The following is a 15,059-nucleotide window of genomic DNA, read 5'->3' as shown; positions in this document are numbered from 1 at the left end:
GACAAAAGATGTGTGGAGCAATAGATTGGGATCATGGGCAAGCTACTGGATCGCTATATTCACCGCAAAGCACTTACGCGCTGGCAGCGGGACGCCCGGGCAGCGCCTGAAGCTGTGCTTTCTGAATTGCGGCTGCAGCGTGATGATGCACGTCGCTTGCGATCCGAGCTCGATGCGCTGATTCTCCAGGCCAACAGCCGCCTTACACGGCCTGTGGCGGGATCAGCCCATTTTCCGAAACCGTTGGGCACCGACTGGAGCTGGAGGCCCGAGCTATGGCGCTATCCTCAGCCCCGCCCCGGTGTCGCCTCGGCCCCGCGTAAAGCACGTATCAACGATGAGGCAACGCTGTTTCACGACTGTCCGCGCCAGGAAATCAGCACGCGCCAGATCAGGAACACGCGCAAGCATGATCTGTCACCGTTCAGCTTGGCGGTCGAGGTTTTTGGGTTCGAGGGATCATTTCTCTCTCTCTCTATCGAGCTTCCACAAGAGGCTGTGCAAGAGCTGACGCGGCAGCATCTGATCCGAGTCGATTGCCATATTGAGGCCGAACGCCCACAGGAATTGTTCGCGCGGCTCAATATTCGACACGGCCCAAACGCCGAACAGGTTCTGCGCAAACTTGATCCCACTGGTCCTTCAAACAGCGTGGATTTTGATCTTGCACATTTACAACTGAATGAACGCCGCATGGACAAAGTCTGGCTGGATATCATTCTGGATAATCCTCGGATGAACCGGATAGTGTTGCAGGACCTGACCGTCTGTCGCCACCATCGCGCCGATTTATGAGAACCTTGCCATGACCGATCTGATACTCACATCACTGGGCCTGGAAAATGGCACCTGGATGGGCCACCTGCAGGCCGATACGCAGCCCGAGATCAGCGTGTCCTACCGTGGTGACGCGCTGGATGAGGTTTACCTGTCGCCAGCAGACACCGGGTGGGAGCTTCGTGTACAGGTGCCTGATGTGGCCCTGTCTGACGGGGTCCACAGTTTTGTAATCTCAGATTCCGTTTCAGGGCTTAAACTGGGCGGGTTCTCGATCATTGCAGGAAACGCCGCCGCCGATGACCTGCGCGCCGAACTGGACCTGATGCGAGCAGAGCTTGATATGCTAAAACGAGTCTTTCGCCGGTCTCAGTAGGCGGTAGAAGGGCGGACGAAGTGCGTGCCTATTATTCAGGCGTCATTGTCCACATACGGTTGGCCATGACCCGATCACATCGAAGAATCATCAATTACCAATGAGGGTTGAAATTTTTCTTTCGGCAGGAGCTTGAAGCGCGTTTCGCCCATTGAGGCCCCAAGCATCCGGTCGCACCGAAATGTCCTTGGTTCGTTTCTCAGACGGTCGATCGCAACGACGTACCAAATGGGATACTTCAACAAGAGATACTGAGGCTCAATTTGCCGGCTGGAAATGACACCGTCTTCTCTTTGATATCGCAGCTCCAAGACCTTCTGATCGACGAAAGCCTGATGAACCGCTTGCACAATCCTTTTTGGTGGGGCGCTCGCGCTGGCTTGAACATAAGTCGAAGCCGTGACGCCTATGATAATACGGGACTTGAGCTGGTTCACCTTGTTGCGTTTCTCGGGTGAAAACGAGGCCACAAGCTGCCGCCTTACCGAAGCCAAGTTCGCAAGCAACATTGGTGATTTCATCTGCTCTGCGACAGCAATGCTGATTAGCAGATCGACCGCCTCAGCGTATGTCAGGTTCATGCGACCAACGCCCCAGTTGCGGTCGAGGCGCACACCTCCTCCACGACCGCGATCAGCGTCTATCTGCATGCCTTGGTCCCGCATAAGCACAAGGTCGCGGGCTATCGTGCGCATACTGACACCATGCTGTTGCGCCAAGTCTCTAACCGTACAATGGGCATCTTGCTTGAGTTGAACCGCAAGCAATTCCAATCGCCTCAGTCTGTTGTGTGTATTAGCCCGTGCCATGAATCAAATAAGACATAAAATGGCACATTAGTCGATATAGCTTGGATCACTGAAACCAATGCCTGACGCAGGCCACTCACTTGCAGGAGCTAAATCGATGAAAATGAATTACTTTGTTGTCGGAACGAATGACATGGCAGCTGCAAGAACCTTCTACGACACACTGTTTTCGCAATCGGGTCTCCAAAGCATGTCGCCTTCAGAAAGAATGACTTACTGGCTTGGAAAGGATTTTGCCTTCGCCGTGGCCAAACCCTTCGACACGTTGCCGGCCACCAACGGTAATGGAACGATGGTTGGATTTTGCGTTGGTGGCCACGCAGAAGTCAGAAGGCTGCACGCTTTAGCTACAGATCTCGGGGGTGATTGTGAGGGGGCCCCCAACCAACGCGGGCCAAAGTTCTCTGCATACGTTCGAGACCTGGATGGAAACAAGATGTGTTTTTCTGACTAGCTTTTCACAGAGCGGACGTTGGTTGGGAGACAACATAGGTGGCATCGGGCTCTAATCAGCCACCCTACCTCGATCGGCAGCGGCCCCATCAGGAAAAGGGCCGCCTGTCAGGCGGCCCGGTTTCTTTATTGCGATGGCCCGTCCGGGTTGAAGGCTGACAGCCCCTTGAGGATGTCGATGGCATAGGCCAGCTGGTAATCCTCTTCCCGCAATTCGGCGGTGGCTTCGGCCTTGGCCCTATCTTCTTCGATCTGGCGGATTTCATCCTCGCTCAGGCTGTCATTGTTCAGACTGCCACGCAGATCAGCCTCGGAACGGGTGTTCCCATTGGCCTCTTCTTCCTCGGTCTCCGGGGCTGGGCGGGGCTGTTCAACGATGATGTCGGGGCTGACACCAAGCGCCTGAATAGACCGGCCCGACGGCGTGTAGTAGCGCGACGTGGTCAAACGCATCGCGCCATCGCTCCGCAGTGGCATGACAGTCTGGACCGAGCCTTTGCCGAAACTTTTGGTTCCAACAACGATTGCGCGGCGATGATCCTGCAGCGCGCCGGCTACAATCTCGGATGCTGAGGCGGACCCGCCATTGATCAGCACCACAATCGGCTTTCCTTTTGCCAGATCACCCACAGTTGCGTTGAAACGCTCACCATCGCTTGGATCGCGGCCACGGGTTGATACGATCTCACCCTCGTTTAGGAATGCGTCCGAAACCTTGATTGCCTGTGTCAGCAGACCACCGGGATTGTTGCGCAGGTCCAGAACGACACCATTCACCTTGTCGATCCCTCCGGCCTCTTCGATTTGCTCGGCCAGACCTTCCTGCAAGTTGGGATAGGTTTGGTCGTTAAAGGTGGTCACACGCAGAACCACACTGGTCCCTTCGGTGCGCGCGCGTACTGCCGTCAGTTTGATTGTGTCGCGGATGATAGGCACGTCAAAAGGTTCCTGTTCACCCTCGCGGACAACGGTGATCACGATTTCCGAGCCCACCGGCCCGCGCATCAGATCGACCGCCTTGTCCAGGGTCAGGCCCAGTATGCTTTCGCCATCGACATGGGTGATGAAATCTCCGGCTTCGATCCCGGCCTCATCCGCAGGCGTATCGTCGATCGGCGAGACAACTTTGACAAAGCCCTCTTCCTGCGTGACTTCGATACCCAGACCGCCAAACTCGCCACGGGTCTGGACCCGCATTTGTTCGGCATCATCCGGCGACAGATAGCTGGAATGCGGATCCAGCGAGGTCAGCATACCGTCAATGGCCGCCTCAATCAGGTCTTCGGGCTCAACCTCTTCGACATATTGCGCGCGGATGCGTTCGAAAATATCGCCAAACAGATCCAGCTGTTCATAGACACTGGCCTTGTTTTCGGCTTCTTGGGCAAGCAACGGACCGGCGATCTGCGTCGTTACAATCAGGCCTGCTATAGTTCCAGCCAAACCGGCCATCACAAATTTCTTCATACTCGTTTATCCATCCTTGTCGGTCCGAAACCACGATTCCGGGTCCACGGGGCTGTTATCCTGTCTTACCTCTATATAGAGCGTTTCTGATCGGTCAGTTCCAGTGCCATCACCGCTTGTTGACAAAATTGCGCCGATTTCCTTCGATTCTGCAGGCATCAATCCGACTGGCGTCCCCCGGGGAATCACCTGACCGGCTTCTCCGTAGACCTCTTGTAGCCCGGAAAAGACAAATAGAAGCCCCGGTTGCGGCTCGAGGATCACCAGATTCCCCAACTCCAGTAGCGGCCCGCGATACCGTATCGTGGCCGCCGTTGGCGAGGTGACTATTGCGCGCGGTCGGGTGCCCAATACGATACCAGGGCGTTTGACACCGGCCGCATCAGTTTCATTTGCCCGGTGCAAGATGATGCCCTGCGTCGGTAGCGCAATCTGACCCTTGATACTTGATATATCCGCATCCGTTTCGGCGATTTGCCCTTCGGAGATCTGGGAAAGCCCGCTGGCAAAACCGTCAAGCGTTTCAGTCGATGAGATCAGGATAGCAGTGCGGATCGGGTCCTCGACAAAGCGCCGCGGCAAATCCGTTCGGTCTGCGATGGCGGTGCTGAGCTGGGTGCGGGCATTCTGAACGCCTGTCAAGCCCTCGACCAAGGTTTCCGAGGCGCTTTGCTGCAGCAATCGAAGCGTGCGCACTTCCTGAAGATCACGCGCAAGAGACTGCGCTTTTGCGTTCAGGCCCGGCGTAACCTCGGACAGCATCATACCGGCCCGGGCCGAGCCCAACGGCCCTGACGGGTGTAGCATCAGAACCGGAGGCGCCGTGGTTTCGATCGTTTGCAATACGCCCAACAGCTGTGCCACATCCTTTTCCCGACTGCGCAATTCGGCTGTTAGCTGGGCTTCGCGTGTTGCCGCCCGTCGTAGGCCATCGCGCATGGCCGACAGACCCGCCTCATACGCCTGTATGGTTTCGGTCAGGGCACGGACCCGGTCGCGGGCGCTTTCGGCCTCGGTCAACGATACTGATGCCTGCTCAAGCATCTGCGCTGCATTCAATGCGGCGGTCGCGGGGTCGGTCTGGGCAACCGCCCTGGATGCAAAGAAGATCGCCAGAAGCAGCGCACGAAGCGTCATGAAAGCAGGCTCTTTCCAGTCATTTCAGGGGGCTGATCCAGCCCCATCAGGTCCAGCAATGTGGGTGCCAGATCAGACAGGCGCCCATCGTGCAGGGATGCCCCAGCGGGTCCCCCTACCAAGGCGACGGGCACGGGGTTCAGCGTATGGGCCGTATGCGGCCCGCCGGTTTCGGGGTCGACCATCATCTCGCAATTTCCGTGATCGGCGGTAATGATCATTGCGCCGCCTGCGTTTTCCAACGCGGCAACCACTTGCGCCAGCCCTTGATCCACAGCCTCGCAGGCGCGGATTGCCGCCTGCAGATCGCCGGTATGCCCAACCATATCCGGGTTGGCATAGTTGGTAATGATCAAATCATAGCCCGCCCCGATGGCTTCGACGAATTTAGCGGTGACTTCAGCTGACGACATCTCGGGCTGTAGGTCATAGGTCGCCACTTTGGGCGATTTCGGCATAAAGCGGTCTTCGTGCGCCTCGGGCGTTTCCTTGCCGCCATTGAGGAAGAAGGTCACATGCGGGTATTTCTCGGTCTCGGCCAGACGGAATTGGCTGAGCCCATGTTTCGCCACCCATTCACCCAGGGTATTCACGATTTCGCGCTTGGGGAACACCGTGGTCATATAGGCGCTGTGCCCGTCGGAGTATTCGACCATGCCCAGCAGGGCTGAAAGCTGCGGGCGCGGGCCGGTGTCGAAATCGTCAAAGCCGGGTTCGCCAATCGCCCGCAGGATTTCACGAGCCCGGTCGGCGCGGAAGTTGAGGCAGAAGAAACCGTCTCCGTCTGATATGCCGTCATACCCGGTGAGAACTGTCGGGACGATAAATTCGTCCGTTTCCGACTGCTGATAGGCCTGATCCACGGCATTGCGCGCCGAAACAGCGCTGCGCCCCTGCCCTTTGATCATTGCACCATAGGCTTCGCTGACACGTTCCCATCGGTTGTCGCGGTCCATGGCAAAATAGCGCCCGCAGACCGAGGCAACACGGGCGCCGTCGGGCAAGCGTTCCTCAAGCTCTGTGATATAGGTCGGCGCTGATTTCGGGGCCACATCCCGGCCATCCGTAACCGCGTGCAAGGCAAGGGGCACACCAGCATCCGTTATCGCCTTTGCCGCAGCAATGATATGGTTCAGGTGGCCATGCACTCCCCCGTCCGAGACCACCCCCAACAGATGTGCTGTGCCACCTGCAGCCTTTACCCTACCGATAAAGTTCTGCAGCGCGGAGTTGGCAAAGAAAGAACCGTCCTCAATCGCCAGATCAATCTGGCCCAAATCCATCGCAACAACGCGGCCAGCCCCAATATTTGTGTGACCGACTTCGGAATTGCCCATCTGACCACTTGGCAGACCAACGTCCGGACCATGGGTGATCAGCTTGGCGTGTGGGCCCTTGGCCATGATCGCATCAAATGTTGGCGTGTCGGCAAGGTAAGGCGCATTGGCCTCGGTGTCCTCGGACAGGCCCCAGCCATCAAGAATACACAGGACGACGGGTTTCGGGGCGGTCATTTCGGCTCTCCGGGTTTGCTGCTCTTGGTTGGTCTTGTATCGCCTGCCCCGCGCAGGGTGAACCGCCTTTTGCCCTGATCAGGTCAGAATTCATGTTACAAAGGCTATTCCTTGCCGGTATGGTCCAGATAGGGGCGCGCCTTGCGGCCCCGGTATTTTACCGTCAGCTCCAGCGGCGCGTCGTTTTCGTCATAGATTCCAATAACCACCCCTCTGCCCCGACTATTGGTGCGCATATCGATCAGTTGCTGTTCGGAACGTGTTGTGCGCTGCGACGGGCGACGCGCCCAAGTGAACAGATGGTCATACATCTTGGCGATGATATCCGCGTGTTCAGCACTGTTGCCAAGGTCGGTTAGTTCATTCGGGTCGTTTTCAAGATCGAACAGCAGTGGCCGATGCCCGCCTTCGCAATGGATCAGCTTCCAATTCTTGTTGGCCACCATGAACATCACTGCATCCCGAACCGAGGCATTCAGCTTTTCCGCCATGGGCGAGGCGGAATAGTCATACTCACTGACTACCACATCCCGAGGTGTCTCGACCTGATGGCCACGCAAGATCGGCAACAAGGAGTGACCTTCCAGAATGTGACCCGACGCTTCGCCTCCGGCTATGTCCAAGAATGTTGGGGCGAGGTCGATGGACTCGACCAGCGCGTCGCTCACAGTGCCACGGGTCGCCTCAGCCTCGGGGGATGGGTCATAGATGATCAACGGCACCTTGACCGATGCGTCCTGGAAAAAGGTCTTCTCACCCATCCAGTGATCGCCCAGAAAATCCCCGTGGTCCGAGGTTAACACGATCATCGTGTCCTCCATCCGACCCGTCTTTTCCAGCCATGCGAACAGCCGGCCCATCTGGTCGTCGGCCTGCTTGATCAGACCCATATAAGCGGGGATCACGGCGTCGCGCACATCCTGCCGCGAGAACGCCTCGCCAACCTTGGTGTCCATGAATGCCCGGAGCACCGGATGGGCATTCCGGCGTTCCGCCTCAGACCGGACCACGGGCAGGATATGTTCCGGTCCGTACATTGAGGCATAGGGTTCCGGCACGACATAGGGCCAATGCGGTTTGATAAAGCTCAGGTGGCAGCACCAGGGGCCGTCATGGGTTTCCATGAATTCGATCCCGCGCCCGGTCAGATAGGGCGTTTCGCTGTCTTCCTCGGCAATATTCGCCGGCTGGGAAGAGTTCTTGAGAAACCAGCCCGACAGAACATTGCCCTCAGCGTCGAGACCTGAATTGGCGAAGTCATGCCAGGGGTTGTCGCTGTCATATCCTTTGGCCGATAGGTATTTGTTGTATTCTTTGGCCCCGTCCGGGTCATAATACCCATCCGGCCCTTCGGGCAGCATTCCGTCATCACGCTCGAACACGTCGAACCCGCATTCGGCCACGCGTGCACCAATCAGACTGTCCGGTTCCAGCCCCAATCGCGCCAATCCCTCGGCATCCGCACGCATATGGGTCTTGCCCACCAGCCAACAGTCCATCCCAGCCTTGCGCAGATGATCACCCATGGTCATCTCACCCACTTTCAGCGGGATTCCATTCCAAGAAGCCCCATGCGAATGCACATAGCGCCCGGTATAGGTCGACATACGGGAGGAACCGCAAATAGGAGACTGGATATAGGCCCTGTCGAACCGCACACCACGCGCTGCCAGGCGGTCTATGTTGGGGGTGTGCAGATGCGGATGTCCGTAACAGCTCAGATAGTCCCAGCGCAGCTGGTCGAACATGATGAACAGGATGTTTCTTGCTTTGGCCAAATCTGCGCCCCCGTTATTCAGGGACCTGCTTAGCCAATTCCAACCGCCAAACGAAGCGCTAAGTTATTAGGCCTGCCGTTCCATCTGCTCAAGCATCTTTTGGGCGCGTTTGCACTGAAGCTTGTCGCGCAAGGGGCTGTTAGGGTCCACGTCCTTTTGGCAGACCACACATTTATCCGCACCCGAGATCGCATTCAGGCCACCGCAGCTGCCCTTGATGGTCTTACCCATCAACATTACACCCAGCGACATGCCAACCATGATGATCAGCAGCAGAATGAAGGCCAGAATAAAAGTGCTCATCTCAGCTCAACCCGTCAGTTGGTGCCCAACGCCTCTTTGAACGCTGTGCTGTGTACCGTGATATAGGCATCCTCACCGCCTGTCACATCCCGCGAGATGAAATACACGGCAAGTTTATGCGTCTCGGCAAGTTTCAAACCCTTTTCCTGACCCAAGGCCAACATCGCTGTCGCCCAAGCATCTGCCATCATAGCATTTTCGGCCAGTACCGTGACCGAAGTGGTCCGATGCGTGATCGGGCGGCCAGTAGTTGGGTCAATGATATGCGAATACCGCACACCATCTTGTTCAAAGAAATTCTTGTAATCGCCGGATGTCGCCATACCCAGATCATCAAGTTGTACGATCAACTGCAGATTCTGCGCATCGGCCTGGGGTTTTTCGATCCCGATCCGCCAAGTCTCACCCTTGTCGTTTTCGCCTCTTGTGACCAGATCGCCGCCTATCTCGACCATATAGTCTTCAATCCCAGCCGTGCGCAGCGTTTCGGCCACGGCGTCGATGCCATACCCCTTGGCAATGGCGGACAGGTTAATGCCGACTCCGGCATCGGCCTTCGCCAAAGTTCCGGCATCGCGATCCAGTTGCAGCAATCTGGCCTGTCCGACCTTGCCCAAAGCCGCCTGGATGTCAGCATCTGCGGGCACCGGATCTTCCGGTTTGCGCGGACCAAAGCCCCAAAGCTCAATCAGCGGGCCGAGAGTCACGTCGAATGTACCCCCGGATTTCTCGTGCACATCATTCGCGGCATCAAGCACCAGCGCAAATTCATTCGAAACGGCAACAGGTTCAGTGCTGCCCGAGTCCGAGAAGGTCGAAACCTCGGAATTCGGGTCCCAGTTCGACATCTTTGCATTAACTTCGGCCAGTGTCTGTTCGACCGCACCCGCCAGCGCTTCTTCATCAACATCGACACCGATGGCCGTGATGTTGAAGGTCGTCCCCATCGTTTCGCCTGACAGGCGTACCACCTCGGGCTCTTTGTCGAACAAGCAGCCGGAAATAAGTGTGGCGACAGCCAGGACTGGCAAGAAACGCATGTGGGTCCCTCCTGAGGAAAAGCGTGCCCGGCGTATGACAGCGGCCCCAATCAGAGTCAAACCTGCATCAGGCTTTCAGCGGCAGGAAGCCTAGCGCCAACAAACCGATTCCGGCGGGAACCCCGAACAGCCATGCTTTCTTCTGCCATCCTGGAGCCTGCTGTTTCCAGGTCATGCGAAAATTATGGCCACAAACGACAACCGCAAAAAATATCAGCGCGGCAACAGGGGGGGTCAGATAAAAGTTGGACAACGGGCCGGATTTCCTTGGTTTTTGGCAGTTTTCCCCGGTTTGGGCATTTGTACCCTATACAGGTCATATGGCTGCGGTAAGGTGAAAAGCAAAGCAAGAGGAGATTGCCCATGGCCCCAAGCTCTTACCAGCCACCGACACGCGGCGACAAGGCCGCGGCTGCCTCGCATAGCCAGTCGGTTGAATCGAACCTTTCTCATACACAGACAACAGTCGAAAAGCTGCTTATTGGCAAAGGGGACGCGGTTTTTTCCGTGCGCCCGAAAGATACAATTCATTCGGTGGTGAATATCCTCAAGGAAAAGCGGATTGGCGCTGTGGTGGTGACAGATCAGAATGGTACGCTTCAGGGTATCCTGTCCGAGCGTGATATTGTGCGCCGTATGGCCGATACTCCGGGCCAGACCCTGCCCCAATCTGTCGAAGATCTGATGACCCGCAGCGTACAGACCTGCGCGCCCGAGGATCTGTTGAACGATGTGCTGAAAACCATGACGGAGGGGCGCTTTCGCCACATGCCCGTCCTCAGCGATGGCCATCTTCGTGGCGTGATCACGATCGGTGATGTCGTGCATTTCCGCCTCAAAGAGCTGGAGTATGAAGCCCTTCGCATGAAGCAGATGATCGTCGGTTGACAGCTATTCCGGCTGCTCGTCGGTTGCGATGAACCGGACCTCGCCGGCGCGAACATTAGTGGCGGTCAGCCTGCCACTGAAGAAGGCGCCGGTGTCGATCGAAACAACACCATTCTCAGCGCGGGGCTCTGACGTGATCGTATGACCATGGACAACCCACTGACCATCTTCGCGCATCTGCCGTGAAAAATTTGGGTGGCCCCACAGGCAAACCTGGCGTGTTTGGTCGTCCAAAGCCTTGCCCGGGTCCAGACCTGCGTGCACCACGGTAACGTTTCCGCTGGTCCAGGTCAGGGGACGGTCGTGCAGCCAAGACAGCAAATCATCGCCCATTGCGCGTCGCAATCTGTCAGCCACCGAGACAGCATCCGCACCAACCGTGTCTTCATCCACACCGGTAATTCCAAATGAGGCGAGCGTTTGTAGGCCACCGTTTTGCAGCCAAAGCCTGCCGACCCGTTTTGGGTCATCGGTGAACCGCAACAGCATCTCCTCGTGATTACCCAGCAGGCAAATGAAATCATTGCCTCGGACCCGGCTAAGGTGCCGTAACTGGTGCAGCACCTGGGCGCTGTAATTGCCACGATCAATGTAGTCCCCGACAAAGATTGTGGGGCAATCTGGATCCAGCCTTGCCAGCAAAGTCTGCAACAGATCCAATCGCCCGTGGATATCCCCAACGGCATAAAACCTCTGGTCAGGCGCGATGTCAGAAACTGAATTCTGTGCCGTCTGAGGTTTTTTCCACCTGGTTTTGATCCAATCCCACACCATCGCAATTTCCTACCCTGACTGGCGGGCAACAACAATCCGCAAGTGAATTAGGGTTCCGGATTGCCCCAATGGCGCGGTTTGTGGGAAAATCCCCTTGACCTTGAGGGGCTGAAAGTATCCCTGATGTTTCAAACGGTTTTGGTTTGGGTCGAGGGTTAAATGAAGCGCGTATTAGTCACAGGCACAGCAGGGTTCATCGGTTTTCACCTGGCAAAACTACTACTGGCCGAGGGGTTTCAGGTTCACGGCTACGATGGGATGACGGATTATTACGACGTCTCGCTCAAGCAGCGCCGCCATCAGATGCTCTTGCAATCCCCTGGGTTTTCCGCAACCGAGGATCTTTTGGAAAACTACGAGCAGCTTGCAAAGGTCGCTGAGGAGTTCCAGCCCGAGGTGATCGTGCATCTCGCGGCGCAGGCTGGTGTCCGCTATAGCCTTGAGGACCCGCGCAGCTATATCAATTCCAACGTGGTCGGCACGTTCAACGTCATGGAAATCGCGCGCGAGCATAAGGTAGACCACCTTCTGATGGCTTCGACATCCTCGGTTTATGGCGCCAACGAGGTCATGCCCTTTACTGAGGTCGAAAAGGCCGACACACCGCTGACGATTTACGCCGCAACCAAAAAGGCAAACGAGGCGATGGGCCATTCCTATGCCCATTTGTGGAACCTGCCCACGACCATGTTTCGGTTCTTCACCGTGTATGGAACCTGGGGGCGACCCGATCTTGCGCTCTACAAATTTGTGGACGCCATCCTGGATGACCGCCCGATCGATATCTATAACCACGGCGACATGTATCGGGATTTCACCAATGTCGAAGACCTTGTCCGCGGTATCCGACTGCTGATCGACGTCCCTCCGGTGCGGCCGGACAGCGCAGATGAGATTGAAGAAGGTGACAGCCTGTCGCCGGCGGCGCCCTGGCGCGTGGTGAATATCGGCAATGGCGACAAAGTGCGGCTGATGGATTTTATCGAAGCCATTGAGGAAGCTATCGGCAAGAAAGCCATCCGCAATTACATGCCTATGCAGATGGGTGATGTTCCTGCCACTTGGGCGAATAGTGATCTGCTGCAAAAGCTGACCGGCTATCGTCCGCAGACAAATTTCAAAGATGGAATCGCCCAGTTTGTCGAATGGTTCCGCGACTATCATGGTAAGTGACGCATATGCTTGAAACCGACCCCAATTCCCGAAAGATTGCTGTGATCGGGCTGGGTTATGTCGGCCTGCCCCTGGCCGTGGCCTTCGGCAAAACTGGCAAGGTGATCGGATTTGACATCAATGCGGCGCGGGTCGAGGCACTACGCGCTGGCGTAGATGCAACGCATGAGGTTGAGCCACATGATCTGAGCGCGGCGGGCGGCCTGAAATTCACAACCAACCCCTCGGAGATTGCCGATTGCGATACCTATGTCGTAACCGTCCCCACGCCGATCACCGCAGGTAAGCAGCCTGATTTAGCCCCCCTTCTGGCCGCGTCGGAAACAGTTGGCCACGTATTGAAACCCGGTGATTTGGTGATCTACGAATCCACCGTCTATCCCGGCGCAACCGAAGAAGATTGCGTTCCGGTGCTGGAACGCGCCTCGGGCCTGACCTTCAACACGGATTTCTTTGCAGGCTACAGCCCCGAGCGGATCAACCCCGGTGACAAGACCCACCGCATCGCGGACATCTGCAAAGTCACCGCTGGTTCAACCCCGCAGGTCGCTGATCTGGTTGACGCGCTCTATGCCCGGATCATCACCGCCGGAACCCACAAGGCCGAAAGCATCCGCGTGGCTGAGGCCGCGAAGGTGATCGAAAACACCCAGCGCGACCTGAATATCGCTCTGGTGAACGAGTTGGCGATGATCTTCGGTCGCATGGGCATCGATACCGAGGCTGTGCTGCGCGCAGCCGGAACCAAGTGGAATTTCCTGCCCTTCCGCCCCGGTCTGGTCGGCGGGCATTGCATCGGCGTGGATCCTTACTACCTGACGCACAAGGCCGAGGCCGTGGGCCATCACCCGCAGATCATCCTTGCAGGGCGGCGCCTGAATGACAGGATGGGCAGCTATGTAGTGTCGCAACTGGTCAAACGTATGACCCGTTGCGGTATCAATGTTGGCGCCGCCCGTGTTCTGGTGATGGGCCTGACGTTCAAGGAAAACTGCCCCGACCTGCGCAACACCCGTGTCGTCGACATTATCGAAGAATTGCAAAGCTATGGCATCAGCGTCGATGTCCACGACCCTCATGCCGACCCCAAAGCTGCGCAAGAAGAATACGACCTGGGCCTGATCGACCAACCTGAGCCAGGGCTCTATGACGGGGTCGTCCTGGCCGTCGCGCATGCGGAATATCGGGCACTCGATCCTTTGCAGTTTCGAGCCTATGGCAAAGAAAACAGCGTAGTCTTCGACATCAAATCCTGCCTGCCACGCGAGGCAAGCGACCTGCGCCTGTAATCGAACCAAAGGACCTAAAATGAAACCGGCGCCACAGGGCGCCGGATAACTGATTACCCGCCGAAATCGTCGAGCATGATATCTTCGCGGTCCACACCCAGATCCAGCAGCATGTTGATGACCGACTGGTTCATGATCGGCGGTCCGCACATGTAGAACTCGCAATCCTCGGGTGCCGGGTGGTTCTTGAGGTATTCGTCGAACAGCACGTTATGGATAAAGCCGGTATAGCCTTTCCAGTCATCCTCGGGCTGGGCATCCGACAGGGCGACATGCCATTCGAAATTGTCGAACTCTTCCGCGAGGCTGTCGAAATCCTCGACAAAGAACATCTCTTTCTTGGACCGGGCACCGTACCAGAAGGTGATCTTGCGGTCGCGATTCTCAAGCCGTTTGAGCTGGTCGAAAATATGGCTGCGCATGGGCGCCATACCAGCACCGCCACCGATGAACACCATCTCTCTTCCGGTCTCGCGGGCGAAGAATTCACCGAATGGACCCGAGATCGTTACCTTGTCACCCGGTTTCAGGTTGAAGATATACGACGACATCTGGCCCGCCGGTATCCCTTCGGAACCCGGAGGCGGTGAGGCAACCCGGACGTTCAGCATGATCATGCCCTTTTCGTCCGGATAGTTGGCCATGGAATAGGCGCGTTCGATGGGTTCGGCAACGACCGAGTCGTATTGCCACAGATTGAAGCGATCCCAATCTTCGCGATATTCCTCCTCGACATCGAAATCAGTGTATTTCAGCGCATGGGCGGGGGCTTCGATCTGGATATAGCCACCAGCGCGGAAATTCACATCCTCACCTTCGGGCAGGTCCAGCGTCAGCGCTTTGATAAAGGTGGCAACGTTTTCGTTCGACCGAACCGTGCATTCCCATTTCTTGACGCCAAAGACCTCTTCGGGGACCTCGATATCCATGTCTTGTTTAACTGCAACCTGACAAGACAGACGGTCGCCACAAGCGGCCTCGCGCTTGGTGATATGGCTTTCTTCGGTCGGCAGGATCGAGCCACCGCCGGAATGGACGCGTACGCGGCATTGTGCGCAGGTCCCGCCGCCGCCACAGGCCGATGGCACGAACAGTTTCTCGGCCGCCAACGTTTGCAGCAATTTGCCGCCGGCGGGCACGGACACGGTTTTCTCACCATTGATGGTGATGTTGACATTGCCTGTCGACACCAACCGCGACCGGGCGGCCATGATAAGGGCGACAAGCGCCAGAACGATCAGAGTGAAAAGAATGACGCCAAGGCTAAAGGTTTCCATTGCC

General features: G+C 56.8%; 15 protein-coding genes. 6 read left to right on the top strand and 9 right to left on the bottom strand.

The window, feature by feature from the left end:
• The first annotated feature begins 33 nt into the window (after window positions 1–33).
• Complete coding sequence (locus AC2FLB_RS19010) at window positions 34–795, top strand: DUF6478 family protein (protein ID WP_496709854.1); 762 nt, start codon at window positions 34–36, stop codon at window positions 793–795.
• Window positions 796–805: 10 nt separating this feature from the next.
• The gene (locus AC2FLB_RS19005) at window positions 806–1,153 is read left to right on the top strand and encodes a hypothetical protein (protein WP_496709853.1); all 348 of its coding nucleotides are present in this window, start codon (window positions 806–808) and stop codon (window positions 1,151–1,153) included.
• Window positions 1,154–1,227: 74 nt separating this feature from the next.
• Here AC2FLB_RS19005 and AC2FLB_RS19000 read toward each other — a convergent pair whose 3' ends face one another.
• Window positions 1,228–1,962, bottom strand: a complete 735-nt coding sequence (locus AC2FLB_RS19000) for a helix-turn-helix transcriptional regulator (RefSeq protein WP_496709852.1) — start codon at window positions 1,960–1,962, stop codon at window positions 1,228–1,230.
• 97 nt (window positions 1,963–2,059) lie between these two features.
• Here AC2FLB_RS19000 and AC2FLB_RS18995 point away from each other — a divergent pair, with 97 nt between their 5' ends.
• Window positions 2,060–2,416: a VOC family protein gene (locus AC2FLB_RS18995; protein WP_271948890.1), complete on the top strand. Its 357-nt coding sequence runs from the start codon at window positions 2,060–2,062 to the stop codon at window positions 2,414–2,416.
• Window positions 2,417–2,541: 125 nt separating this feature from the next.
• Here AC2FLB_RS18995 and AC2FLB_RS18990 read toward each other — a convergent pair whose 3' ends face one another.
• The 6 genes from AC2FLB_RS18990 to AC2FLB_RS18965 form a co-directional block, all read right to left on the bottom strand.
• On the bottom strand, window positions 2,542–3,882 hold the full coding sequence (locus AC2FLB_RS18990) for a S41 family peptidase (RefSeq protein WP_496709851.1): 1,341 nt from the start codon (window positions 3,880–3,882) through the stop codon (window positions 2,542–2,544).
• A 6-nt stretch (window positions 3,883–3,888) separates the two neighbouring features.
• Window positions 3,889–5,019 carry a murein hydrolase activator EnvC family protein gene (locus AC2FLB_RS18985; RefSeq protein WP_281995101.1) on the bottom strand — a complete coding sequence of 377 codons (1,131 nt, stop codon included), beginning with the start codon at window positions 5,017–5,019 and terminating at the stop codon, window positions 3,889–3,891.
• The gene (gpmI, locus tag AC2FLB_RS18980) at window positions 5,016–6,533 is read right to left on the bottom strand and encodes a 2,3-bisphosphoglycerate-independent phosphoglycerate mutase (protein ID WP_496709850.1); all 1,518 of its coding nucleotides are present in this window, start codon (window positions 6,531–6,533) and stop codon (window positions 5,016–5,018) included. Before gpmI ends, AC2FLB_RS18985 begins: the two co-directional genes overlap by 4 nt.
• Window positions 6,534–6,637: 104 nt before the next feature.
• Entirely contained in the window at window positions 6,638–8,311 is a 1,674-nt protein-coding gene (locus AC2FLB_RS18975; protein ID WP_496709849.1) for a sulfatase-like hydrolase/transferase, read from the bottom strand.
• A gap of 66 nt (window positions 8,312–8,377) precedes the next feature.
• Window positions 8,378–8,614: a (Na+)-NQR maturation NqrM gene (gene nqrM, locus AC2FLB_RS18970; RefSeq protein WP_271948901.1), complete on the bottom strand. Its 237-nt coding sequence runs from the start codon at window positions 8,612–8,614 to the stop codon at window positions 8,378–8,380.
• Window positions 8,615–8,628: 14 nt separating this feature from the next.
• Complete coding sequence (locus AC2FLB_RS18965; RefSeq protein ID WP_496677047.1) at window positions 8,629–9,654, bottom strand: FAD:protein FMN transferase; 1,026 nt, start codon at window positions 9,652–9,654, stop codon at window positions 8,629–8,631.
• 363 nt (window positions 9,655–10,017) lie between these two features.
• Here AC2FLB_RS18965 and AC2FLB_RS18960 point away from each other — a divergent pair, with 363 nt between their 5' ends.
• Entirely contained in the window at window positions 10,018–10,542 is a 525-nt protein-coding gene (locus AC2FLB_RS18960) for a CBS domain-containing protein (RefSeq protein ID WP_496709848.1), read from the top strand.
• A gap of 3 nt (window positions 10,543–10,545) precedes the next feature.
• Here AC2FLB_RS18960 and AC2FLB_RS18955 read toward each other — a convergent pair whose 3' ends face one another.
• Window positions 10,546–11,316 (bottom strand): metallophosphoesterase family protein, encoded by a 771-nt coding sequence (locus AC2FLB_RS18955; protein WP_496709847.1) that lies wholly within the window; start codon window positions 11,314–11,316, stop codon window positions 10,546–10,548.
• 159 nt (window positions 11,317–11,475) lie between these two features.
• On the opposite strand from AC2FLB_RS18955, the gene AC2FLB_RS18950 reads away from it, so the two are divergent.
• Window positions 11,476–12,489: a GDP-mannose 4,6-dehydratase gene (locus AC2FLB_RS18950; RefSeq protein ID WP_281995105.1), complete on the top strand. Its 1,014-nt coding sequence runs from the start codon at window positions 11,476–11,478 to the stop codon at window positions 12,487–12,489.
• A gap of 5 nt (window positions 12,490–12,494) precedes the next feature.
• Entirely contained in the window at window positions 12,495–13,778 is a 1,284-nt protein-coding gene (gene tviB / locus AC2FLB_RS18945) for a Vi polysaccharide biosynthesis UDP-N-acetylglucosamine C-6 dehydrogenase TviB (protein ID WP_496709846.1), read from the top strand.
• A 53-nt stretch (window positions 13,779–13,831) separates the two neighbouring features.
• Here tviB and nqrF read toward each other — a convergent pair whose 3' ends face one another.
• Window positions 13,832–15,055, bottom strand: coding sequence for an NADH:ubiquinone reductase (Na(+)-transporting) subunit F (gene nqrF, locus AC2FLB_RS18940; protein ID WP_282021772.1), 1,224 nt, complete (start codon window positions 15,053–15,055; stop codon window positions 13,832–13,834).
• Window positions 15,056–15,059 lie beyond the last annotated feature (4 nt).

It is taken from the genome of Ruegeria sp. CDSA236 (assembly GCF_059611285.1).
This window is presented reverse-complemented; position numbering and strand designations above follow the sequence as displayed.

Bases quoted from the DNA above. Each gene is read 5' to 3' on its own strand.
- AC2FLB_RS19000 (WP_496709852.1), bottom strand. From the start codon at position 1,962: ATGGCACGGGCTAATACACACAACAGACTGAGGCGATTGGAATTGCTT.
- AC2FLB_RS18990 (WP_496709851.1), bottom strand. From the start codon at position 3,882: ATGAAGAAATTTGTGATGGCCGGTTTGGCTGGAACTATAGCAGGCCTG.
- AC2FLB_RS18995 (WP_271948890.1), top strand. From the start codon at position 2,060: ATGAAAATGAATTACTTTGTTGTCGGAACGAATGACATGGCAGCTGCA.
- AC2FLB_RS18955 (WP_496709847.1), bottom strand. From the start codon at position 11,316: ATGGTGTGGGATTGGATCAAAACCAGGTGGAAAAAACCTCAGACGGCA.
- gpmI (WP_496709850.1), bottom strand. From the start codon at position 6,533: ATGACCGCCCCGAAACCCGTCGTCCTGTGTATTCTTGATGGCTGGGGC.
- nqrF (WP_282021772.1), bottom strand. From the start codon at position 15,055: ATGGAAACCTTTAGCCTTGGCGTCATTCTTTTCACTCTGATCGTTCTG.
- nqrM (WP_271948901.1), bottom strand. From the start codon at position 8,614: ATGAGCACTTTTATTCTGGCCTTCATTCTGCTGCTGATCATCATGGTT.
- AC2FLB_RS19010 (WP_496709854.1), top strand. From the start codon at position 34: ATGGGCAAGCTACTGGATCGCTATATTCACCGCAAAGCACTTACGCGC.
- AC2FLB_RS18985 (WP_281995101.1), bottom strand. From the start codon at position 5,019: ATGACGCTTCGTGCGCTGCTTCTGGCGATCTTCTTTGCATCCAGGGCG.
- AC2FLB_RS18950 (WP_281995105.1), top strand. From the start codon at position 11,476: ATGAAGCGCGTATTAGTCACAGGCACAGCAGGGTTCATCGGTTTTCAC.
- tviB (WP_496709846.1), top strand. From the start codon at position 12,495: ATGCTTGAAACCGACCCCAATTCCCGAAAGATTGCTGTGATCGGGCTG.
- AC2FLB_RS19005 (WP_496709853.1), top strand. From the start codon at position 806: ATGACCGATCTGATACTCACATCACTGGGCCTGGAAAATGGCACCTGG.
- AC2FLB_RS18960 (WP_496709848.1), top strand. From the start codon at position 10,018: ATGGCCCCAAGCTCTTACCAGCCACCGACACGCGGCGACAAGGCCGCG.
- AC2FLB_RS18965 (WP_496677047.1), bottom strand. From the start codon at position 9,654: ATGCGTTTCTTGCCAGTCCTGGCTGTCGCCACACTTATTTCCGGCTGC.